Source organism: Micromonospora trifolii, from assembly GCF_022229005.1.
Classification (GTDB): Bacteria; Actinomycetota; Actinomycetes; order Mycobacteriales; family Micromonosporaceae; genus Micromonospora; species Micromonospora trifolii.
Map to the genome: position 1 here is coordinate 1 of NZ_JAKKFD010000048.1, position 20,522 is coordinate 20,522.

General features: G+C 72.4%; 24 protein-coding genes. 13 read left to right on the forward strand and 11 right to left on the reverse strand.

Translation table 11 applies throughout. From position 1 onward, the window contains the following. Positions 1–292 precede the first annotated feature (292 nt). From NIE79_RS27085 to NIE79_RS27095, 3 genes are all read right to left on the reverse strand, one after another. Positions 293–2,026, reverse strand: a complete 1,734-nt coding sequence (locus NIE79_RS27085; protein WP_238681253.1) for a DEAD/DEAH box helicase — start codon at positions 2,024–2,026, stop codon at positions 293–295. 190 nt (positions 2,027–2,216) lie between these two features. Further along, on the reverse strand, positions 2,217–2,879 hold the full coding sequence (locus NIE79_RS27090) for a trimeric intracellular cation channel family protein (RefSeq protein ID WP_238681254.1): 663 nt from the start codon (positions 2,877–2,879) through the stop codon (positions 2,217–2,219). A gap of 40 nt (positions 2,880–2,919) precedes the next feature. Next, positions 2,920–3,138, reverse strand: a complete 219-nt coding sequence (locus NIE79_RS27095; RefSeq protein WP_007456912.1) for a DUF3039 domain-containing protein — start codon at positions 3,136–3,138, stop codon at positions 2,920–2,922. Between the two features lie 88 nt (positions 3,139–3,226). On the opposite strand from NIE79_RS27095, the gene NIE79_RS27100 reads away from it, so the two are divergent. Together NIE79_RS27100 and NIE79_RS27105 are read left to right on the forward strand one after the other, a co-directional pair. After that, a complete protein-coding gene (locus tag NIE79_RS27100; protein WP_238681255.1) occupies positions 3,227–4,162 on the forward strand; it encodes a pseudouridine-5'-phosphate glycosidase in 936 nt (311 codons plus the stop codon). Further along, positions 4,159–5,058, forward strand: a complete 900-nt coding sequence (locus NIE79_RS27105; RefSeq protein WP_238681256.1) for a carbohydrate kinase family protein — start codon at positions 4,159–4,161, stop codon at positions 5,056–5,058. Before NIE79_RS27100 ends, NIE79_RS27105 begins: the two co-directional genes overlap by 4 nt. A gap of 53 nt (positions 5,059–5,111) precedes the next feature. On the opposite strand, the gene NIE79_RS27110 is transcribed toward NIE79_RS27105, so the two are convergent. Continuing rightward, a complete protein-coding gene (locus NIE79_RS27110) occupies positions 5,112–5,471 on the reverse strand; it encodes a DUF3099 domain-containing protein (RefSeq protein WP_030337423.1) in 360 nt (119 codons plus the stop codon). Positions 5,472–5,575: 104 nt separating this feature from the next. Between NIE79_RS27110 and NIE79_RS27115 the strand changes: the two genes are divergently transcribed. Both NIE79_RS27115 and NIE79_RS27120 read left to right on the forward strand, forming a co-directional pair. Then, a complete protein-coding gene (locus NIE79_RS27115) occupies positions 5,576–5,860 on the forward strand; it encodes a hypothetical protein (protein WP_238681257.1) in 285 nt (94 codons plus the stop codon). A 17-nt stretch (positions 5,861–5,877) separates the two neighbouring features. After that, complete coding sequence (locus NIE79_RS27120; RefSeq protein WP_238681291.1) at positions 5,878–6,189, forward strand: YlcI/YnfO family protein; 312 nt, start codon at positions 5,878–5,880, stop codon at positions 6,187–6,189. Between the two features lie 27 nt (positions 6,190–6,216). Here the strand turns inward: NIE79_RS27120 and NIE79_RS27125 are convergent, their stop codons facing one another. Then, the gene (locus tag NIE79_RS27125) at positions 6,217–6,807 is read right to left on the reverse strand and encodes an HhH-GPD-type base excision DNA repair protein (protein WP_238681292.1); all 591 of its coding nucleotides are present in this window, start codon (positions 6,805–6,807) and stop codon (positions 6,217–6,219) included. Positions 6,808–6,902: 95 nt separating this feature from the next. On the opposite strand from NIE79_RS27125, the gene NIE79_RS27130 reads away from it, so the two are divergent. Both NIE79_RS27130 and dtd read left to right on the forward strand, forming a co-directional pair. After that, the gene (locus NIE79_RS27130) at positions 6,903–8,387 is read left to right on the forward strand and encodes a DUF7782 domain-containing protein (RefSeq protein WP_238681258.1); all 1,485 of its coding nucleotides are present in this window, start codon (positions 6,903–6,905) and stop codon (positions 8,385–8,387) included. Then, positions 8,387–8,809: a D-aminoacyl-tRNA deacylase gene (gene dtd / locus NIE79_RS27135; protein WP_238681259.1), complete on the forward strand. Its 423-nt coding sequence runs from the start codon at positions 8,387–8,389 to the stop codon at positions 8,807–8,809. Before NIE79_RS27130 ends, dtd begins: the two co-directional genes overlap by 1 nt. 128 nt (positions 8,810–8,937) lie before the next feature. On the opposite strand, the gene NIE79_RS27140 is transcribed toward dtd, so the two are convergent. Next, positions 8,938–9,726: a sporulation protein gene (locus NIE79_RS27140; protein WP_238681293.1), complete on the reverse strand. Its 789-nt coding sequence runs from the start codon at positions 9,724–9,726 to the stop codon at positions 8,938–8,940. Between the two features lie 231 nt (positions 9,727–9,957). Between NIE79_RS27140 and sigB the strand changes: the two genes are divergently transcribed. From sigB to NIE79_RS27160, 4 genes are all read left to right on the forward strand, one after another. After that, on the forward strand, positions 9,958–10,974 hold the full coding sequence (gene sigB / locus NIE79_RS27145; protein ID WP_372471827.1) for an RNA polymerase sigma factor SigB: 1,017 nt from the start codon (positions 9,958–9,960) through the stop codon (positions 10,972–10,974). A 122-nt stretch (positions 10,975–11,096) separates the two neighbouring features. After that, positions 11,097–11,474, forward strand: coding sequence for an ArsR/SmtB family transcription factor (locus tag NIE79_RS27150; RefSeq protein WP_238681261.1), 378 nt, complete (start codon positions 11,097–11,099; stop codon positions 11,472–11,474). Continuing rightward, positions 11,471–11,977: an SRPBCC domain-containing protein gene (locus tag NIE79_RS27155; protein ID WP_238681262.1), complete on the forward strand. Its 507-nt coding sequence runs from the start codon at positions 11,471–11,473 to the stop codon at positions 11,975–11,977. Before NIE79_RS27150 ends, NIE79_RS27155 begins: the two co-directional genes overlap by 4 nt. Further along, entirely contained in the window at positions 11,974–12,381 is a 408-nt protein-coding gene (locus tag NIE79_RS27160; protein ID WP_210815954.1) for a VOC family protein, read from the forward strand. Before NIE79_RS27155 ends, NIE79_RS27160 begins: the two co-directional genes overlap by 4 nt. A gap of 10 nt (positions 12,382–12,391) precedes the next feature. On the opposite strand, the gene NIE79_RS27165 is transcribed toward NIE79_RS27160, so the two are convergent. From NIE79_RS27165 to NIE79_RS27175, 3 genes are read right to left on the reverse strand one after another with little or no spacing between them, the layout of a single operon-like run. Then, positions 12,392–14,947, reverse strand: a complete 2,556-nt coding sequence (locus tag NIE79_RS27165) for a bifunctional acetate--CoA ligase family protein/GNAT family N-acetyltransferase (RefSeq protein ID WP_238681263.1) — start codon at positions 14,945–14,947, stop codon at positions 12,392–12,394. Positions 14,948–14,971: 24 nt separating this feature from the next. After that, positions 14,972–16,153, reverse strand: a complete 1,182-nt coding sequence (locus NIE79_RS27170) for an acetoin utilization protein AcuC (protein ID WP_238681264.1) — start codon at positions 16,151–16,153, stop codon at positions 14,972–14,974. A 48-nt stretch (positions 16,154–16,201) separates the two neighbouring features. Further along, positions 16,202–17,062 carry a sulfurtransferase gene (locus NIE79_RS27175; RefSeq protein ID WP_238681265.1) on the reverse strand — a complete coding sequence of 287 codons (861 nt, stop codon included), beginning with the start codon at positions 17,060–17,062 and terminating at the stop codon, positions 16,202–16,204. Positions 17,063–17,162: 100 nt separating this feature from the next. Here NIE79_RS27175 and NIE79_RS27180 point away from each other — a divergent pair, with 100 nt between their 5' ends. Further along, entirely contained in the window at positions 17,163–17,852 is a 690-nt protein-coding gene (locus NIE79_RS27180; protein WP_238681266.1) for an iron-dependent transcriptional repressor DtxR, read from the forward strand. A gap of 28 nt (positions 17,853–17,880) precedes the next feature. Here NIE79_RS27180 and NIE79_RS27185 read toward each other — a convergent pair whose 3' ends face one another. Both NIE79_RS27185 and NIE79_RS27190 read right to left on the reverse strand, forming a co-directional pair. Then, on the reverse strand, positions 17,881–18,429 hold the full coding sequence (locus NIE79_RS27185; protein ID WP_238681267.1) for a hypothetical protein: 549 nt from the start codon (positions 18,427–18,429) through the stop codon (positions 17,881–17,883). A 99-nt stretch (positions 18,430–18,528) separates the two neighbouring features. Further along, positions 18,529–18,783, reverse strand: a complete 255-nt coding sequence (locus NIE79_RS27190; RefSeq protein ID WP_238681268.1) for a DUF5522 domain-containing protein — start codon at positions 18,781–18,783, stop codon at positions 18,529–18,531. A 148-nt stretch (positions 18,784–18,931) separates the two neighbouring features. On the opposite strand from NIE79_RS27190, the gene NIE79_RS27195 reads away from it, so the two are divergent. Together NIE79_RS27195 and NIE79_RS27200 are read left to right on the forward strand one after the other, a co-directional pair. Next, positions 18,932–19,495 carry a dihydrofolate reductase family protein gene (locus tag NIE79_RS27195; protein ID WP_238681269.1) on the forward strand — a complete coding sequence of 188 codons (564 nt, stop codon included), beginning with the start codon at positions 18,932–18,934 and terminating at the stop codon, positions 19,493–19,495. Positions 19,496–19,549: 54 nt separating this feature from the next. Beyond that, positions 19,550–20,491 (forward strand): MerR family transcriptional regulator, encoded by a 942-nt coding sequence (locus tag NIE79_RS27200; RefSeq protein ID WP_238681270.1) that lies wholly within the window; start codon positions 19,550–19,552, stop codon positions 20,489–20,491. Positions 20,492–20,522: the final 31 nt, after the last annotated feature.

The window sequence follows — 20,522 nt, forward strand, 5'->3', positions numbered from 1 at the left end:
GAACCTGGATGTAGTGGCCTCATCGACGCGCCGATGCCACTACATCCCGCATACTGCGCGATCTTGAAGCACGGACGCTCCGCAGAGGGCACCCGCGGGCATCCCGGGCACGTAAACCTCGGTCTCCCCAGGCCAGCCCGTGATCCACTCGATTTCACGGAAGTCGCGCTTTCCTCGGCGCTCGGATACCGCGTTTTCACCAAAACCGAGTGGATCACGCCGGAGGCAAGCCCGGCCACAGACCTCGCCGCAGAACCTCGACGCCCCAGCCAGCCGGCTGCGGCTGGCGGGTCTAGAGGGTCTGCAGGGTGGCGATGCGTTCCTCAAGCTGCTCGATGGTGGCCTGGGCGCTCGGCGGGCCACCGCAGAGCCGGCGCAGCTCGGCATGAATCTTGCCGTGCGGCTGGCCGGTGCGGTGGTGTCGGGCGGCCACCAGAGCGTTCAGTTGGCGTCGGAGCGCCACCCGACGCTGGGCGGCGCTCATGGGTGCGGGTGGCGCCGCCGTGGCCGCAGCGGCCGGCTGAGAGGCCCCGTCGACCGTACGACGGCGTTGGGCGGCGAGCTGTGCGGCCTGCCGCTTGGTCAGCAGCAGGGAAACCTGGTCGGCGGTGAGCAGACCGGGCAGGCCGAGGTATTCCTCTTCCTCGGGGGTGCCGGCCTGGGCCGCGGTGCCGAAAGACGCACCGTCGAAGATCACCTGGTCCAGCTCGGCGGTGGCCGAGAGCGCGGCGAACCGCTTCTCCAGCTCACCGCTGGCCTGGTCATCGCGCTGCGCGCGTTCCAGCAGGTCGTCGTCGAAACCGTCGGCTTCCTTGGGTTTGCCGAGTACGTGGTCGCGCTCGGTCTCCATCTCGCTGGCCAACCCGAGCAGGTGCGGCACGCTCGGCAGGAAGACCGACGCGGTCTCCCCGGGCCGGCGGGCCCGCACGAACCGGCCGATCGCCTGGGCGAAGTAGAGCGGCGTGCTGGCGCTGGTGGCGTAGACCCCGACCGCCAGTCGCGGGATGTCGACCCCCTCGGACACCATCCGCACAGCTACCAGCCACCGCTGCTCGGACGCCGCGAACGTCGCGATCCGGGCGGACGCGCCCTGGTCGTCGGAGAGCACCACGGCGGCCTTCTCGCCGGTCACCTGCTCGATCAGCTTGGCGTACGAGCGGGCGGTCTGCTGGTCGGTGGCGATGATCAGACCACCGGCGTCGGCCATGCCCGCGTTGCGCAGCACCGTGAGTCGGGCGTCGGCGGCCCGCAGCACCTGTGGCATCCAGTCGCCGGCCGGGTCCAGGGCGGTGCGCCACGCCTGGGCCACCAGGTCCTGGGTCATCGGCTCGCCCAGCCGGGCCGCCAACTCCTCCCCCGCGTTGGTACGCCAGCGGGTCTCTCCGGAGTACGCCAGGAAGAGCACCGGCCGGACCACGCCGTCGCGCAGCGCGTCGGAGTAGCCGTACACCGAGTCGGCGCGGGAGCGCAGCAGCCCGTCTCCGCCCCGCTCGTAGCTGACGAACGGGATCGGGTTGTCGTCGGAGCGGAACGGTGTCCCGGTGAGCATCAGTCGGCGTACGGCGGGTTCGAATGCGTTCTTCACCCCGTCGCCCCAGGATCGGGAGTCGCCGGCGTGGTGGATCTCGTCGAGGATGACCAGGGTGCGTCGGGTCATGGTGCGCCGCCGGTGCACCTGCGGGGCCATCCCCACCTGCGCGTAGGTGACCACCGCGCCGTGGAAGTCGGCAGCGGAGTGCAGGTCGGCGTTGCGGAAGGCGGCGTCGAGTTGGATGCCCACCCGGGCCGCGGCGTCGGACCACTGGTTCTTCAGGTGCTCTGTCGGCGCGACCACCGTGACCGCCTCGATGGTGCCGTCACCGAGCAGCTCCGCCGCGATCCGCAGGGCGAAGGTGGTCTTGCCGGCACCGGGCGTGGCGACCGCTGTGAAGTCCTCGCTACGGCGACGCAGGTACTCCACCAGGGCCTTGCGCTGCCAGGCGCGTAGTGCCGGGAACGTCTCGAGCACCGGCGTCCGGGCTGCCACGCGAAGCTCCTCTCCGACCGCACGATGGCGGACCCCGGGCGAGGGCCACGAGGATCCGCCGCCCATGAAAACGCCTCCGCGCAGAAGCTGCCGCGAAGGCCGACTCAGCATAACCAGAGCGGGCCGTCGGGCCCAGGCGACGCCACGCTGGTCACAATCCCGCACCCGACCGAACAGCGGCCCGGCCGTCTCACCACTCCCGGTCGGCGCGTGGATCCGCCCCGTCGGCGCGTGGCGGGCGCAGCGTGGCCACCGGCGCGGACCAGCGTCGACGCAGCGCGATCAGGCGCAGCCCGAAGACCAGGACGGCGGCGGCGGTGAGCGGTGCGGGCCCGGTCTGCCCGGTGACGTACAGCAGCACCACCAGGACCGCACCGGCCAGTGCGGCCAGCGCGTAGATCTCCCGGCGCAGCACCACCGGGATCTCGGCGGTGAGCAGGTCGCGGCCGAGCCCGCCGCCGATCGCTGTGAGCATGCCGATCAGGCAGGCCCCGACGGCCGGCACCCGGGCGTCGAGCGCCTTGAGCGTGCCGGTGACGGTGAACAGCGCCAGACCGGCCGCGTCCAGCACCAGCACTGTGGTGCGCAGTCGGGCCAGTTGCGGGTGCAGCCAGAAGACGGCGAGCGCGGTGATGGCGGCGGTGGCGACGTACCGCCAGTCGGCGAAGGCCAGCGGCGGCACCTCGTCGATGACCAGGTCCCGGAAGATCCCACCGCCGAGGGCGGCCACGAAGCCGACGAACGCGACGCCGAACAGGTCCAGTCGCTTGGCCACCGCCGCCGAGGCCCCGGACGCGGCGAAGACCGCCACCCCGGTCAGGTCGGCGAGGAGCAGGGCGGTGGAGGTGGTCACCGCCGCAGGCTACGTCGCCGGCCGAAGCACCGGCCGAGGTTCACTCACGGTACGAGTCGTAGATCTCCTTGCACTTGGGGCAGACCGGTGAACCCGGCTTGGCCGCCTTGGTGACCGGGAAGGTCTCGCCGCAGAGAGCGACGACGAAAGTGCCCATGACGGCGCTCTCGGCGATCTTCTCCTTGCGGACGTAGTGGAACATCTCGGGACCGGTATCGGCGTCCTTCAGCTCCGGACGCTCGAGAACCTCTGTGCTCACGTCTGCACCTCCAACCGACAAGTTTGGCAGGTCATCACGGCCGGGTCCACTTGAGGCCGGCCGAGGCCCCACCCCGTACGGTGCCCGTGTGACTGACTTTCGCATCAGCTACGGCACCGAGGTCGCCGAAGCCCAGCGCGACGGCCGGCCCGTCGTCGCCCTGGAGAGCACCATCGTCTCGCACGGTCTGCCCCGGCCGGAGAACCTGCGCGTGGCCAGGGAGATCGAGCGGACGGTTCGGGACGCCGGGGCCGTTCCGGCCACCATCGGCATGATCGCCGGTGAGCTGGTGGTCGGCCTGGACGACGCACAGCTGACCCGGCTCGCCACTGTCGACGGCGTGACCAAGCTCTCCGTCCGCGATCTCGCGGTGGCCGCCGCGGCCGGAGCGGACGGCGCGACCACGGTGGCCGCTACCAGCGCGGTGGCCGCCGCCGCCGGCATCGGTGTGTTCGCCACCGGCGGGCTGGGTGGGGTGCACCGGGAGGCCGCGCACACCTTCGACGAGTCGGCGGACCTGGTGACCCTGGCGCAGACACCGATCGCCGTGGTCTGCGCCGGGGTCAAGTCGATCCTCGACGTGGGCGCGACGCTGGAGCGCCTGGAGACCCTCGGGGTCGCGGTGGTCGGTTACCGCACCCGCCGGTTCCCCGGCTTCTACCTGACCGACGCCGGCTTCGACCTGGACTGGTCGGTGGACTCGCCGGAGCAGGTCGCCGCGGTGCTCGCCGCCCGGGACGAGCACGCCGTGCACACCGGCGGGCTGCTCATCGCCAACCCGCTGCCGGTCGACGAGCAACTCGACCCGCAGCTGCACGACCGGACTCTCACCGAGGGCCTGGCCCTGCTGGAGCGGGACGGGATCACCGGAAAGGCCGTCACCCCGTACCTGCTCGCGCACTTCCACTCGTCCACCGAGGGCGCCAGCCTGGCGGTGAACGTGCGGATCATCCTGCGCAACGCCGACCTGGCCGCGCGGATCGCTGTCGCCTCGGTGGCCCGCGGCACCGCCGTCCCGGCATGACCCGACCGGCCCGGGTGGTCGTCGTCGGGGACGTGATCACCGATGTGGTCGCCGTGTTGTCCGGGCCGCTCGCGGCCGGCTCGGACACCGGGGCCTCGATCAGTCTCGGTGGCGGCGGTCAGGCGGCCAACACCGCCGCCTGGATCGCCGCGCAGCGGGTGGACGTCACGCTCGTCGGGGCCGTCGGTGACGACGACGCCGGGCGGACCCGGGTGGCCGAGCTGGACCGGGCGGGCGTCGACTGCGCCATCGAGCGGGTCGAGGGAGCACCGACCGGCACTGTCATCGTGCTGGCCGCCGACGACGAGCGCACCATGGTCAGCCAGCGGGGCGCGAACCTGCGGCTGAGCGCCGCGCACGTCGAGCTGGCCCTCGCGGCGGCGCCCGACGCTGGGCATCTGCACCTGTCCGCGTACACCCTGTTGGACGCGGAGTCGCGCGGCGCGGGGCTGCGGGCGTTGGCCGCCGCCCGCGAGCGCGGGCTCACCATCAGCGTCGACGCGGCCTCCGCGGCGCCGCTGCGGCGGGTCGGGGCGGCGGTGTTCCTGAGTTGGGTCCGCGACATCGACCTGCTCCTGGTCAACGCGGACGAGGCCACGGTGCTGGCCGGCGGGCTGGACCCGGCGGCGCAGGGGCGGGCGCTGTCGGCGACGGCTCGGCGGGTGGTGGTGAAGCGCGGTGCCGCGGGCGCGGTCTGGGTCGACCGCACCACGCCGGTCTGCGTGGCTCCGGCCCGCCGGGTGGCGGTGGTGGACGTCACGGGCGCTGGCGACGCCTTCGCGGCCGGTCTGCTCACCGCGTGGCTCGCCGGTGCCACCCCTACCGCGGCGCTGAGCCGCGCCACCGACCTGGGCGCGCTGGCCGTCTCCACCGCCGGGGCTCGGCCACAGGCGTAGCGGCCGTCGCACGGCCGCAGCCCCGACTGCTCGAACCCTGGCCCGTGCGCGGGTCAGGGTTCGACGTCGATGACCTTGTGTGGGCGCTCCTCGGCGGTGAGGCTCATCGGCGGGGTGTCGTCCTGTTGGCGGGGATGGAACCTGTTGGCCAGCCGGTGCTCTTCCTTCGGCGGCCGGTCGTTGGCCAGCAGCACGGCCAGCCAGGGGATGAGCACCATGCCGAGGCCGCACAGTGGCAGCCAGAGCCAGAGCAGTGGGGCGTTCGCACCGACCAGGATCGCGCCGACGATGATGCACAACACTCGGATGCCCATCATCAGGACATAGCGGCGCTGGCGACTGTTGAGCTGATCGTCCTGGCTGCGCGAGGCGTCGGTGATCAGAATCGGCTGGTACGCCTGACGCTTCACCATGGACCTCCTCGAGGGGGTTACGCCTCATCCTGTCACCGCAGGCCCGTGATCAGCGAACTTCGAACCATCCCGCCGCGTGTTACGTACGTGGTACGCTCCGCGATGTGGGCAGCAGGTTCAGCTTCACCGACGAGGCGTTGGCCAACCTGAGGGTCTACGACGTCACACCTGGGGAAGTCTGGGAGGCGCTGCACAGCGCCCGACGGGTCATCCGCCATCTGGGTGACGACGTGATGGTGGTCTACGCCGTTGCCCGTCGGGGCCGCCGGCTGGCGGTGCTGCTCGCCGAGGCCGATGGCACCGACAACGACTGGGACATTCTCTCCGCCCGCGAGTTGAGCGACGTCGAGTCCAAGCGCTACGACGAGGCCGTGCGGAGATCTCGGTAGATGAGGAGGCCGTGACGATGCACCGTAACGACGCGACCAAGCAGTTCCACGACGGCGGCGACCGCATCGCCGAGCTGATCGACGAGAGCCCGGCGGCCGAGCTGCCCACCCCCGACAGCGACGTGCCGATGGTGAGCCGCTCGGTACGGCTGCCACTGGACACCTACGAGCGGGTCCGCGCCGCCGCCGACGCCCGGGGCATCGGGGTCACCACGCTGATGCGCCAGTGGATCGAGACCGGCCTGGCCGACCTGGACGACTCGGCCACCGTCTCGCTGGCCGACGTCCGGCGCGCGCTGGCCTCACTGGCTCATCCCACCGCCGCCTGAGCAGACGGCCACTCGCCAGCGGGCAGGTCAGCCGCCGGCGGTCTTCGCCTTGGCCGCCGCCTTCATCTGCTGCTTGAACTCCCGCACCCGACGCAGCGAGTCGGCGTCGGTGACGTCGGCCACCGACCGGTACGCGCCCGGGTCGCCGTAGTCGCCGGCCACCTTCCGCCAGTCCTGCGGGGTCACCCCGAACCGCTTGCCGAGCAGGGCCACGAAGATCTGTGCCTTCTGCTTGCCGAAGCCGGGCAGCGCGGAGACCCGACGCAGCAGCTCCGGCCCGTCGGCGACCTCGGCCCAGAGCAGAGCCGCTTCGCCGTCGTAGCGCTCCACCAGCACCTGGCAGACCTCCTGCACCCGGGCCGCCATCGCCTTCGGGAAGCGGTGCAGCGCGGGCGGCTGGGCGAAGAGCGCGACCAGCGCCTCCGGGTCGTACCCGGCCAGCTCCGCCGCGTCCAGCTCATGGCCGAGCCGCTGCTGGAGCACGTACGGCGACGAGAACGCCTTCTCCATCGGCACCTGTTGATCAAGAACCATGCCGACCAGCAGGGCCAGCGGGCTACGCTCCAGCAGCCGGTTGGCCTCCGGGTCGATGGGCAGCACAAGCGTCATGCGGACCATCCTGCCTGGCGCGCCGAGCCGGACGGACACCGACGCTCCGACACCTTCCGGCGGGTGACGCCGACCCGGTACGCGACGGCAGGCAGGATGTCGGGGTGGACGAACACGACATGCTGCTCTCCCCCGCCGGCGTCGACGCGCTGCGCACCGCGCTGACCCGGACCGGTTTCACCAGCCACGGCATCGCCGAGCGGCTGGGCGCCCAGGCGACCGCGGCGGTCTCCCGCAACGACTACCGGGCCGCGCTGCGCGCCACCGAGGACGGCGACCCGCTGGGCACCCTGATCCGGGTGTTCATCTGCGCCCAGACCGAGTCGGAGGCGGCGGTGGCCGCCGCGCTGGCGCCGCTGAGCCTGGACGAGGCCCTCGCTGGCGGGCTCGTCGAGCGGTACGGCGACGGCCTGCGCGCCGGCGTCGACCTGGAGCCGTACGGCGAGGACTGGTGGGTGCTCGCCGACGTGCCGGCCAGCGCCCGCCCGGGCCGCCCGTTGCACGCCGAGCACGTCCTCGGCGTCGGCGGGGCGACCCACACCCTGATCGGCGCGACCATGCGTCGGCCGGTCGACACCGCACTGGACCTGGGCACCGGCTCCGGCATCCAGGCCCTGCACCTGGGCACCCATGCCAGGTCCGTGACCGCCACCGACCTCTCCGAGCGGGCGCTGCGCTTCGCCGCGACCACCGCCGCCCTCAACGGTCAGGACTGGGAGCTGCTCCGGGGCGACCTGGTCGCCCCGGTGGCCGGTCGGCGGTTCGACCTGGTGGTGAGCAACCCGCCGTTCGTGGTCGGCCCGGGCACGACCACGCACGTGTACCGCGACTCCGGCCGGGTCGGTGACGCGATCGGCGCCGAACTGGCCGCCGCCGCCCCGGGCCTGCTCACCGAGGGCGGCACCATGCAGTACCTGGCGAACTGGGTGCACGTCGCCGGCGAGGAGTGGGACGAGCGGGTGGCCGGCTGGTTCGCCGGGACCGGCCTGGACGCCTGGGTGATCCAGCGCGAGGTGGCCGACCCGATGGCGTACGTCGACCTGTGGCTCACCGACGTCGGCGAGACCCCCGACCCGCAGCGGATGGCCGCCTGGCTGGACTGGTTCGACGCACACAAGGTGGAGGGCATCGGCTTCGGCATCGTGTCCCTGCGTCGAGGCGGGCACGCCGACCCGGTGGTCCGGGTGGAGGACCTGCGCCAGCGGGTGCAGCCACCGCTGGGCGACCAGGTCGCCGCCTGGTTCGACCGCCAGGACTTTCTCCGGGTACGCGACACCGAAGCGTTGCTCGCCGAGCGCTACCGGGCCGCCGAGGGCCTCCAACTGCGACAGGAGGCCACCATGGGCGACGAGGGCTGGGGGGTGGACCGGCAGGTCCTCGCGATGCCGCACGGGCTGCGCTGGACCGAGGAGATCGACCCGCTGGTGCTGGCGCTGGTCGGTGGCGCCGACGGCCGGCTGCCGCTGCGTGACCAGCTCGCCCTGCTCGCCGCCGCGCACGACGTCGAGCCCGACGAGATGGCCGAGGCCGCCGGCCCGATCGTGGCGCACCTGGTGGAGCGCGGCTTCATCGAGCCGGTGAGCGCCTGATGCGGGCGGTGGTGCAGACCGTCGGGCGGGCGAGCGTGACGGTGGACGGCGAGGTGGTCGGTGCCATCGACAACGGCCTGCTGGTGCTGCTCGGGGTGACCCACACCGACACCACGCAGACCGCTCAGACGATGGCCCGCAAGGTGCACGAGGTACGCATCCTGGACGGTGAGCGGTGCGCCGCCGACACGGGCGCGCCGATCCTGGTGGTCAGCCAGTTCACCCTCTACGGCGATGTTCGCAAGGGCCGCCGACCGAGCTGGACCGCCGCCGCCCCCGCCGAGGTCGCCGAGCCACTGGTGACAGCTGTGGTCGACGCCCTCCGGGAACGAGGAGCGAAGGTCGAGACCGGCCGCTTCCGCACCCACATGCTGGTCGAGAGCATCAACATCGGCCCCCAGACCCTCCTCCTGGACCTCTGACCCACCCCACCCAGCCCGGTTGATCATGAGGTTGACGGACCTCTTAGAGATCGAACCGCCGGTCAACCTCATGATCAGCGGGGCGGGGTGCGGGGTGGGGCGGGGTGGGTGGGTGGGAGTAGTTGGGGTCAGGAGAAGAGGCCTCGGCGGGACAGCGACTGGCGGAGCCAGTTGTCGAGTTCGGCGGTCCAGTCGGTGCGGTCGGCGGTGGCGTGGTCGACAGTGAACCGGCCGAAGGCGTCCCGGCCCTCGGTGAAGACACCGCCGCGCTTGTCGACCTCCAGCACCACCTGCATCTGCTGCGCGTCGGCGATGAAGGTTACCTCCAACTGGTTGATCGAGCGGGCGTACTGCGGCGCCGGGCTGAACTCGATCTCCTGGTAGAACGGCAACGTCTGGCGTACGCCGTAGATGTGACCACGCTCCACATCGGCGCGTCCGAACCGGAAGCCCAGCCGCAGCAACGCGTCCAGCAGCCGCTCCTGCGCCGGCAGTGGGTGCACCGACACCGCGTCCAGGTCCCCCTTGTCGACCGCGCGGGCGACCTCCAGCTCGGTACGCAGACCCATCGTCATCCCGTGCAGGTGCTGCCCGTACAGCTCGGTGACCGGTGTCTCCCACGGCACGTCGAAGCGGAACGGGAGGTCGTAGCGCTGCCCCGGCTCCAGCCGGAACGCGCCGGTGATCTGCTGGCGGTGGAACTCCTGAGTGGTGTCGTAGTCGTTGTCACCACTCTCGACCTCGACCCGGGTGACCAGGCCGAGGGCGACGTGGTCGATGTCGACCTGGTGGTCGCCGCCCATCACCTGGATGCGGCCCTCCAACTGGCCGCCCGGGCGGCAGTGCGGGTTGGCCAGCACCGTCTCCACCGACGGGCCGCCCACGCCCATCGCCTTCATGAGCCGCTTGAAGACCACACCGTCCTCCATCTGTCGTTTCGGCCGACCAGAGGTGGCCGGCCGTCCGCAACGTAGCCGGGGCGGGCAACCACACACTCCGACGACACACCGCGCCAGCGATCCGACGCGATTCCTGTCGGGTGCCCGATCGCCTCACTCCCGTTTTACGCCCCGCCCGCCAAGCTGTTGTCACACCGGCACCACTGGGCCGGGAACACGGCACCGACGTGGAAACGGGGAGAGACAGAGATGGTCCTGCAGATGACGGAACACCGGACGCGCCCGGCCACCACGACCGACACTGACGGGGCGCCCGAGGCCCTCGTCGACCTGGACGCCACCGACGAGCGCGGCATCTCCACCGACCTGGTCCGGGCCTACCTCAACGGAATCGGCCGGACGAAGCTGCTGACCGCCGCGCAGGAGGTCGACCTGGCCCGGCGCATCGAGGCCGGTCTGTTCGCCGACGAGAAGCTGGCCACCTGCACCCCGGTCTCCGCCGAACTGCGAGCCGACCTGCAGCTGATCGTCGCCGAGGGTCGGGCGGCCAAGGACCACCTGTTGGAGGCGAACCTGCGGCTGGTGGTCAGCATCGCCAAGCGCTACACCGGCCGTGGCATGGCGTTTCTCGACCTGATCCAGGAGGGCAACCTCGGTCTGATCCGGGCCGTGGAGAAGTTCGACTACGCCAAGGGCTACAAGTTCTCCACGTACGCCACCTGGTGGATCCGGCAGGCCATCACCCGCGCCATGGCCGACCAGGCCCGCACCATCCGCATCCCGGTGCACATGGTCGAGCAGGTCAACAGGATGGTCCGGGCCCGCCGCGAACTGTCGGTGACGCTGGGCCGCGAACCGACTGTCGCCGAGGTGGCCCGCGCACTGGAGATCCCCGAGATCCAGGTCATCGAGCTGATCTCCTACGACCGGGAACCGGTCAGCCTGGACCAGGCCGTCGGCGACGACGGTGAGAGCGCCCTCGGCGACTTCGTGGCCTCGGTGGACCCGCGCACCGAGCCGGGCGACGCCGCCGCCCAGGGTGAGCTGCGCAACGAGGTCAGCGTCGTGCTCTCCACCCTGTCCCAGCGGGAGCAGGCGGTCATCCGCCTCCGGTTCGGCCTGGACGACGGCCGCCAGCGCACCCTGGACGAGGTCGGCCGGGAGTTCGGCCTGTCCCGGGAGCGGATCCGGCAGATCGAGAAGGTGACGCTGCTGAAGCTGCGCGCCCCGGAGCGGGCCCAGCGCCTGGAGGCGTACGCCTGCTGACGCACCCGGTTCCCACGGAAGGCCCCGGCGGTTCGCCGGGGCCTTCCGTGCTGTGCGGTGCTTGACGGCGACGTCACGCAGTGATAGAACCAATTGGTTATTTAACCAGGAGGTTATGAGCAATGGGTGCGGAGTTGCTGGACGCGACCTTCGCTGCGCTGGCCCACCCGACCCGGCGGGCCATCCTCGCCCGGCTCGCGCGGAGCGAGGCCACCGTGACGGAGTTGGCGGAGCCCTTTGAGATGAGCCAGCCGGCCATCTCCAAGCACCTCAGGGTGCTGGAACGCGCTGGCCTCGTCAGCCGGGGGCGGGACGCCCAGCGCCGGCCGTGCCGGTTGGAGGCCCGACCACTGCGCGAGGCGACGGCCTGGCTCGCCGACTACCGCGACTACTGGGCGGAGAGCTACCAACGCCTCGACGCGCTCCTCGACGAACTCCAAGCCGGTGACAGCACCGACGTCGCGCCTCGGCCCGAGCAACCGGACGGGACGGGAGGGTGACCGGCGTCGAGGATCCGCTCGTCGTCCACAGCTCGGGCGATCGGGAGATCGTGTTGAGTCGGCTGTTCGAGGCACCGGCGCAGTTGGTGTTCGGCGCCTTCACCCAACCCGAACTGCTGGTTCGGTGGTACGGCGCCCGCGGCTGGAGGCTGGCGGAGTGCGACATCGACCTGCGGGTCGAGGGACGGTGGCGGTTCGTGTCGCTGGGCCCGGAGGGCGCCCGGATGGTCCAGGCTGGGGTCTACCGGCACGTCGAGCCAACGCGCCGGCTGGTCTACACCGAACTCTTCGACGACCAGTCCTATCCGGGCGAGACGCTGGTCAACCACGAGTTCTCCGAGGTTGCCGGGCGAACGACAGTCACCACCACCCTGCTCTACGCCACCGCAGGAGGGCGGGACACCGTGCTGCGGTACCCGATGGCCCGGGGCGTCGGGCAGAGTTTCACGCGGCTCGCTGAGCTGCTGCGCGCGACAGCGACGACAGGAGGAGAGCAACAATGAACTGGACGTTGGAAGTGGTGATCGTGCCGGTCTCCGATGTGGACCGGGCGAAGAAGTTCTACGCCGACCAGCTCGGCTTCACTGTGGACCATGACACGGTGATCAACGACGAGGCGCGCATCGTCCAGCTGACCCCACCGGGCTCCGGCTGCTCGATTGTGATCGGCAAGGGCGTCGTCCCGGAGATGCCTCCCGGCTCACTCAAGGGCCTGCAACTTGTGGTGCCCGACCTGAAGCGGGCCCACGAGGAGCTGGTCGGGCGGGGTGTGGAGGTCAGCGAGATCCAGGTGGTGGGTCAGAACCCCCGGCCGGTGCCGGACCCGCTGGACAATGTCGGCTTCGTCTTCTTCGCCGACCCGGACGGCAACACCTGGGGCGTCCAACAGATCTCCAGCCGCGCCTGACCGGGCCCGCTCACAGGCGGCGGGGGCCGGTGTCCGGGCGGGCGGCCACGCCACCCACCCCCACCTGGGCGTGCAGGACCGAGATGCCATCCGGACGGGCGAGGACCGGGTTGAGGGTCAGGGATCGCACCCGGGGCTGTTCGTCGGCGAGTTGACCCACCCGCAGCAGCAGATCGGCCAGGGCCGCCCGGTCGACCGGCGCGGCACCCCGGTGCCCGCGCAGCAGCGGCGCCGCCCGAGGCTCGTCGACCAGCTCGGCCGCGTCCCGGTCGGTCAACGGCACCGCCCGCCAGGCCCGATCGCCGAGCAGCTCGGTGGCCACCCCGCCCAGGCCGAACCCGACCACCGGCCCGAACGCGGGGTCCTCCACCACCTCCACCACGCAGGCCACCCCGGGCGGGACCATCGGCTGGACCAGCGCGTCCGCGCCGAAGGTCGCCGCCAGGTCGGCGTACGCCCGGCGGAGGGTCGGCTCGTCGGGCAGGTCCAGCCGGACCGCGCCGAGGTCGAGCCGGTGCCGCAGCCCGGGGGCGGCCGCCTTGAGCGCCACCGGGAAACCCAGCTGCGACGCCGCGTCGACCGCCGCGTCGGCCGAGTCGACGGACACCGAGGCCACCACGTCGATGCCGTACGCGGCCAGCAGCGCACCCGGGTCGGTGGCGTCGGCCCGGAGCGCGGCCTGCGCGGCAGCCCGATCGAGGCCGGGCATCTCCGGTGCCACCCCGGGCGGGCGGCGAAGCCACTCGGCGTACCGGTGCGCGCGGGCGAGCGCGCGGACCGCCTCCTCCACACCGCCGTACGCGGGCACCCCCGGTGGCAGCCGCCCGACCAGGAACGTCGCCACTGTCGGCTTGCCCAACGCGAGGGCGGCCGGCAGCGCGGCGGTCACGTCGGCGTCCACCTCGGTCAACTGGCCGGGTAGCGGCGGGGCGAACACCACCACCAGGGCGTCCACCCGTTCGTCGGCGGCCGTGTCGGCGAGCGCGGCGGCGAACTCGGCGGCACCGGCACTCGGCCCGACGTCGCGGGGATAGCCATCGGCCACGCTCAGGCCGTGCCCGACGCAGGCGGTCGCGGCGAGCCCGGTGAGGGCCGAGGAGTTGCCCACCACACCGACCCGGCCGCCGGCCGGCAGCGGCTGGTTGGCCAGCAGCACACCCACGTCGAGCAGCTCCGGAACGGTGTCCACCCGGATCACCCCGGACTGGGCGAAGAGCGCCGCCACCGCCACCTCGTCCGGCCCGGTGGCGTCACCGACCCCGGGCGGGCGGGCCGGCGAGGCGAGCGCGACGACCGGTTTGGCGCGGCCGATCCGGCGGGCCAGCCGGGCGAACTTGCGCGGGTTCCCGAAGGTCTCCAGATAGAGCATGATCACGTCGGTGCCGGGGTCGTCCTGCCAGTACTGCAGCAGGTCGTTGCCGGAAACGTCGGCCCGGTTGCCGGCCGAGACGAAGCTGGACAGCCCAAGGCCACGCCGGTCCGCCTCGGCGAGCAGCGCCACCCCGAACGCACCGGACTGACTGAAGATGCCGACCCGGCCGGCCGGCGGCAACGCCGGGGCGAGGGTGGCGTTGAGGCGTACCGTCGGGTCGGTGTTGGCCACGCCCAGGCAGTTCGGGCCGACGACCCGCATCCCGGCCGCGTGCGCCGCGCGGACCAGCGCCCGCTGCGTGGCCGCGCCCTCGCCGCCGGCCTCGGCGAAGCCGGCCGAGATGACCACCAGGCCGTGCACCCCCGCGGCGGCGGCGTCGGCCACCACCGCGGTCGCCGCCTCCGGCGGGACCGCCACCACCGCCAGGTCCACCGGCGCTCTGGCGTCAACCGCCGACGGGTACGCGGGGAGGCCCGCCACTGTCGACGCGCTCGGATGCACCGGCACCACAGCACCGGTGAACCCGCCGTCGCGCAGGTGCCCGAGCACCGCCGCGCCGACACCCTGGCCGGTGGCGCTGGCGCCGTAGACGACGATGCCGCGCGGGGCGAGCAGCCGGGCGATCGAGCGGGCCTCGGTCCGGTGCTCCCGGCCGCGCTGCACCTCCAGGCTGGCCTCGGTGGGCGCGATGGGGAAGCTCAGGTGGACCACGCCGTCGGCGTACTCGCGCTGGACCTGGTAGCCGAAGTCGGCGAAGACCCGCAGCATCGTCCCGTTGGCCGGCAGCACCTCCGCGACGAAGCTCATGATGTCGTTGCGGCGGGCCGCGTCGGCCAGGTGCTCCATCAGCACCGAGCCGATGCCACGCCCCTGGTGGGCGTCCTCGACCACGAAGGCCACCTCCGCCTCGGGGGCCTGCGGGCCGAGTCGTTCGTAGCGGCCGACCGCGACGATCTGGTCGGCGGCCAGCACCACGAACGCCTCCCGGTCGTGGTGGTCCACTGTGACGAAACGGATCAGATCCCGTTCCGGGATACGCGGGTACGGCGAGAAGTACCGTAGGTAGCGGGTGCGCTCGGAGAACCGGCTGTGCATCGCCACGATGCCCGGCGCGTCGGTCGGGTCGATCGGTCGCAACTGGACGGTGCTGCCATCACTGAGCAGCACGTCGACCGGCTGGTCCACGGTCGTCACCGCACCGCCCTCCCCCGGCCCGGCTCAGTCCCGGGGATCGTGCGGGTCCAGCCCGAGCAGCGGGAAGACCGTCTTGCGGGTGGCCGCGATCGCCCGGTCCACAGCGTTCGGCTCGCCGGTCGGCTGCCACGGCTCGTACGACGGGTCGGCGTCGTCGGTCATCCGCAGCGGTATCTCCCGGCCCAGACGGCGGGAGGCGACCAGGTCCCGCCACGCGGGTGGGGTGAGCGTGGCCGGGTCGATCGGGTCACCGGTGGCCACTGCCAACAGGTGACTCCAGGCCCGGGGCACCACCTCGACGAGCGCGTACCCGCCGCCGCCGGTGGCCACCCACCTGCCTTCGCACAACTCGTCGGCGAGCGCCCGCATCGCCAGGTAGGTGGCCCGCTGCCCGTCCACAGTCAGGTTCAGGTCGGCGAGCGGGTCCAGCCGGTGCCCGTCGGCGCCGCACTGGCTGACCAGCACCTGCGGCCGGAACGCGCGCAGCACCGACGGCACGATCGCGTGGAACGCGCGCTGCCAGCCGCTGTCGTCGACACCCGGCGGCAACGGCATGTTGACAGCGGTGCCCTGCGCGCCCGGCCCACCCGTCTCGTCCGGGAAACCAGTGCCCGGAAAGAGCGCCAGCGGGGTCTCGTGCAGGCTGACCGTCAGCACCCGCGGGTCGTTCCAGAAGATGTCCTGCACCCCGTCGCCGTGGTGCACGTCGACGTCCACGTACGCGACCCGCTCGGCGCCCAGGTCGAGCAGGCGGGCGATGGCCACCGCCGGGTCGTTGTAGACGCAGAAGCCGGAGGCTCGGGCGGACATCGCGTGGTGCAGCCCACCGGCCACGTTCACCGCCCGGCGGGCGTCGCCGCGCCAGACCGCCTCGGCGGCGGCCACAGTCGCGCCGGCGATGAGCGCGCTGGACTCGTGCATCCCCTCGAAGACCGGGTTGTCGGACGTGCCCAGCCCGTACCCGGCGAAGAGCGGGTCGCGCGGCGCGTTACGCACCGCGGCGAGGTAGGCCGGCTCGTGCACCCGGGTGAGCAGTGCATCGTCGGCGGGCTCCGGCTTGACCATCCGCACCCCTGGCCGACTCAGGATGCCCAACTCGCGGGCGAGCGCGATGGTCAGCTCCACCCGAACCGGGTCGAGTGGATGGTCACCCATGTCGTAGGCGAGCAGCGACTCGTCCCACACCACCACCGTGTCGTCGGACATGAGCCCATCGTCGCACGAGGACCGGCGCCGGCCCACCGCACGCGCTGGTCAGCGGCCGGGTGTCGACCCGGAGGCGACCGGCCGGGACGGGTCAGCCACCCAGTTGCTCCACGATCCGACGTAGAGCGCGGCGTCCGTGCGGCCGGCCAGGTGCAGCGCGAGCACCGCCTGGGCGGCGGTCACCCCCGAGCCGCAGTACGCCCCGACGGCCCGCCCCTCGGTCACCCCGGCGGCGGCGAACCGCTCGCCCAACACGTCAGCGGCCAGGAAGCGGCCGTCCGGCCCGACGTACTCACCGGCGGGCAGGTTCGCCGCTCCCGGCACGTGCCCGGCGACCGGATCGATCGGCTCGACCTCGCCCCGGTAGCGGGGCGCCGCCCGGACGTCGAGCAGCACGGCGTCGTCCGCGGCGGCCAGCGCGGCGGCCTGCCCGGCGTCGAGCACCGGGAGATCACCGGGGCGCACCACGACGTCACCGGGGGGTGGGGCGGGCGCGTCGGTGGAGATGGGCCGGCCGGCGCCGACCCAGGCCGGGTAGCCGCCGTGCAACACACGCACCGACCGGTGCCCCGCCCAGCGCAGCGTCCACCAGGCCCGCGCCGCGGCCAAGCCGTCGCCGCCGTCGTACACCACGACGGGGTGACCAGCGCGGACGCCGGCGGCCCGCAGCGCGGCCTGCAACGCGGCCGGGTCGGGCAGCGGGTGCCGGCCGCCGGCGCCCGGCGCCCCACAGAGCGCGGTGTCCAGGTCGACGAAGACCGCTCCGGGCAGGTGGCCGGCGAGGTAGTCGTCGCGCCCGGGCGGGCCGACGAGCCGCCAGCGGACGTCGAGCAGGGTGGGCGGATCGGCCTGGCCGAGCTCGGCGACGAGCCGATCGACCTCGACCAACGGCTCCTGGGTACCGGACATGGCGACCATCCAACACCATTCGCGTAGACGGCACGCGGTTCGGCGAAGGTCGCCAGCCGTTCACCGAGGTAACATCGTGCACCGGAGGGCCGCTGACCTTATGAAGTCTCACGACCTGGTCGACACGACCGAAATGTACCTGCGCACCATCCTCGAGTTGGAAGAAGAGGGGGTGCCACCGCTGCGTGCCCGGATCGCCGAAAGGCTGCAGCAGAGTGGCCCCACAGTGAGCCAGACCGTCGCCCGGATGGAGCGCGACGGCCTGCTCACCGTCGAGGGAGACCGGCACCTGACGCTCACCGCCCTGGGTCGCGGCAGCGCCGTGTCCGTGATGCGCAAGCACCGCCTCGCCGAGCTGTTGCTGGTCAACGTCATCGGGATGCCCTACGAGGAGGCCCACGAGGAGGCCTGCCGCTGGGAGCACGTGATGAGCGACGCAGTGGAAAAGCGGGTCTACGACCTGCTCAACCGGCCGAGCCGATCCCCGTACGGCAACCCGATCCCCGGGCTTGAGGAGCTGGGTTCGCCGGCCGAGGAGACCACCGAGGCCCCCGAGGGCGAGCGCAACCTGGCCTTCCCCGGCCTCTCCGGGTCGGTAGTGGTGCGCCGGATCTGCGAGAGCGTGCAGAAGGACGCCGACGTGCTGCGCCAACTGCACGCCGCCGGTGTCGACCCGGGCGCCACTGTGACAGTGGCCCAGGAGCGCGACGGGGTGTCGATCGACCGCTCCGGTGACCGGGTGCGACTGCCCCGCGAGGTCGCCTCCCGGGTCTTCGTCGCCGCCAACTGACCAACCTGACCAATCGGACACCCGGGCGTCACAACGCCCGGGTGTCCACCTTTTTCGCCAGCGCGGCCAGGTCACCGGTCAGCTTCTCCACCGCCGAGCGCTCACTGCCACGTGCCGCGGTCCAGCTCACGGTGGCGAGCCGTCCGTCGCCGGCCAGCCAGCCCACCTCGGCGACCGGTCCGCGCCCGCTCGCCGCGGCGGTGGTCCGCTTGTACGCCTGCTGACCCAACCCGGTGACCTTCGCCGCCTTGTCCGGCACCACGTCCGCGCCGAAGGTGGTCTTGTCGATCGTGGTCTCGGTCACGCTGAGTGTCAGCTCCGGCAGGGTGGCACCCGCGGTCCGGACCACACAGGTGTGGGTGTCGCCCTGTTCGCTGGCCGCCGCCACGTCGAAGCGGACCTTCACCGCCTGCTCGATCACAGTGAAGTCCAGCAGCCGGCAGGCGCCGCCCGAGGAGGCCGCCACCACATCCACAGCGATCGGGACCGGCGGCGGCACCGCCACCGGCTCCGCCTCGTGGGAGCAGCCGCTCACCAGCAACCCGGCCAGCCCGGCGACCACGATCCGCCCGCGCACATTCCACCCTCTCGCCGACCGACGGCGGAAGGCGCCCGCCAGATGTCCGTCGGACACCGTACGGGGTGTCGGTGTCGCGCGGAACCCCTCGTCCTACGCCTATTCCGAGGGTGGATCGTCCACGTACGGACAGTGCCGGCAGCCGCGCCCGCAGCACGTGCCGCGGCGGGCCAGAAACGCGGCGCTGAGCACGAAGAGCCCGCTCGCCGGGTCGAGGTAACCGGCCTCGTCGGCGGCCAACGCGGCGGTGTGCGCGGCGAGGATCCGGGCCCGGTCGGGGTGGTCGGACGGCAGCCGCGACGGGTGCGGCTCGGTGAGCGGCCGGTCGGCCAGGGGTCGTCGCTCTCCGGTCACCGCAGCAGTCTAGGGATCACTCGTTGTCGGCCTCCCGCTGCCTTGATACCCGACATGCCCCCGCAGGCGTCGCGGTGAGTCGTCGTTTCGTCGTACGGTCCGACGACGATCGGGTTCAACACCCGTGGACGCATACCGAGGAGACGTGATGCGGAAGATTGTTGTGCAGATGAGTCTGTCGCTGGACGGGTTCTTCGAGGGCCCGGGCGGCGACATCGGCTGGCACCAGGTCGACGAGGAGTTGCACCAGCACTTCAACGACGTGATCGCCCCGATGGGCGGGTTCCTCAGCGGCCGGGTCAGCCACGAGCTGATGGCCGCCTACTGGCCGACCGCCGATCAGGACCCGGCCGCCAGCGGCCCGGAGCGCGAGTTCGCCCAGATCTGGCGGGACATGCCGAAGATCGTCTACTCGCGCACCCTCGACCACGCCGATTGGAACGCCACTGTCGTGCGCGACGTCGACGTCGAGCAGGTCCGCAAGCTCACCGCAGAACCAGGCGGCGACCTGGCGCTCGGCGGGGCCGACCTGGCCGCGACGTTCGCCCGGCACGACCTGATCGACGAGTATCGAATCTACGTCCACCCGGTGCTGGTCGGTCGGGGCCGTCGGCTCTTCCCCGACGCCGAGACTCCGACCGGTCTGCGGCTGGTGGAGAGCCGGGTCTTCGGCAACGGCGTGGTCCTGCTCCGCCACGAGCGGGCGCGCTGACCGGTGAGCGCGGCGGCTTGAGTCTCCACCGGGGGGAGACGCGAGGGTGGGGGCATGAGCGGGGAGACGTTTCACACTATCGGCGACCTGGCCCGACGGACCGGCCTGAGCGTCAAGACCATCCGGTACTACGCCGACAGCGGGGTCGTGCCGCCGACGGACCGGAGCCCGGCCGGTTACCGGCGGTACGGCACGGCGGCCGTGGCCCGGTTGGAGCTGGTCCGGACGCTGCGTGACCTGGGCCTGGACCTGGCCACCATCCGGCGGGTGGTGGACCACGAGGTGCCCCTGCACGAGGTGGCGGCTGCGCACGCCGAGGCGTTGGCAGTGCAGATCCGGGTGCTGCGGCTGCGTCAGGCGGTGCTCACCGTCGCGGGGAGGCGCGGGTCGGGCCCCGCCGAGGTGGACGAGCTGCACCGGCTGGCCCAGCTCACCACCCGCGAACGCGGGCAGCTGGTGACCGACTTCCTGGACAGCGTCTTCGCCGGCCTCGGCGACCAGCCCGCGTACCCGGGGGTGATCGTCTCGATGACACCGGAGCTTCCCGACGACCCCAGCACCGAGCAGGTCGAGGCATGGCTGGAGCTGGCCGAGTTGTGCCGGGACCCGGAGTTCCGGGCCCGGATGCGGCGGCTGACGCGGCAGCACGCCGCCGACCACGACGTCCCGGGCCTGCCCCGCCCGGACGCCGTCGCGGTGGTCCGGGACGCGGTGGCCCCCGCCCTCGCCGCCGGTCTCGATCCGACCAGCCCGGACGCCGATCCGCTGGTCGCGGCCGTCACCAGCCGGTACGCGAACCTGCACGCTCACTCCGACGAGGCCGACCTGCGTCGGCGGTTGCTCGACCGACTGGTTCTGGCCAACGACCCCCGCCGGGACCGCTACCTCGACCTGTTGGCGGTGGTCAACGGCTGGTCGACCGGCGATGCGACGGCGCCCGCGGTGGACTGGTTCATCCGGGCTCTGCGCCACCGGATGCCCGAGCCGGCTCGTTGAGCTGACCGTGTCGCATCAGCGGCCTGGTGAC

Excerpts from the sequence above, each read along its gene's own strand:
- NIE79_RS27170 (WP_238681264.1), bottom strand. The coding sequence starts at position 16,153 with ATGTCCGACGACACGGTGGTGGTGTGGGACGAGTCGCTGCTCGCCTAC.
- sigB (WP_372471827.1), top strand. The coding sequence starts at position 9,958 with ATGGTCCTGCAGATGACGGAACACCGGACGCGCCCGGCCACCACGACC.
- NIE79_RS27150 (WP_238681261.1), top strand. The coding sequence starts at position 11,097 with ATGGGTGCGGAGTTGCTGGACGCGACCTTCGCTGCGCTGGCCCACCCG.
- NIE79_RS27200 (WP_238681270.1), top strand. The coding sequence starts at position 19,550 with ATGAGCGGGGAGACGTTTCACACTATCGGCGACCTGGCCCGACGGACC.
- NIE79_RS27125 (WP_238681292.1), bottom strand. The coding sequence starts at position 6,807 with ATGGTCCGCATGACGCTTGTGCTGCCCATCGACCCGGAGGCCAACCGG.
- NIE79_RS27110 (WP_030337423.1), bottom strand. The coding sequence starts at position 5,471 with ATGGTGAAGCGTCAGGCGTACCAGCCGATTCTGATCACCGACGCCTCG.
- NIE79_RS27120 (WP_238681291.1), top strand. The coding sequence starts at position 5,878 with ATGCACCGTAACGACGCGACCAAGCAGTTCCACGACGGCGGCGACCGC.
- NIE79_RS27160 (WP_210815954.1), top strand. The coding sequence starts at position 11,974 with ATGAACTGGACGTTGGAAGTGGTGATCGTGCCGGTCTCCGATGTGGAC.
- NIE79_RS27195 (WP_238681269.1), top strand. The coding sequence starts at position 18,932 with ATGCGGAAGATTGTTGTGCAGATGAGTCTGTCGCTGGACGGGTTCTTC.
- NIE79_RS27105 (WP_238681256.1), top strand. The coding sequence starts at position 4,159 with ATGACCCGACCGGCCCGGGTGGTCGTCGTCGGGGACGTGATCACCGAT.
- NIE79_RS27180 (WP_238681266.1), top strand. The coding sequence starts at position 17,163 with ATGAAGTCTCACGACCTGGTCGACACGACCGAAATGTACCTGCGCACC.
- dtd (WP_238681259.1), top strand. The coding sequence starts at position 8,387 with ATGCGGGCGGTGGTGCAGACCGTCGGGCGGGCGAGCGTGACGGTGGAC.
- NIE79_RS27175 (WP_238681265.1), bottom strand. The coding sequence starts at position 17,062 with ATGTCCGGTACCCAGGAGCCGTTGGTCGAGGTCGATCGGCTCGTCGCC.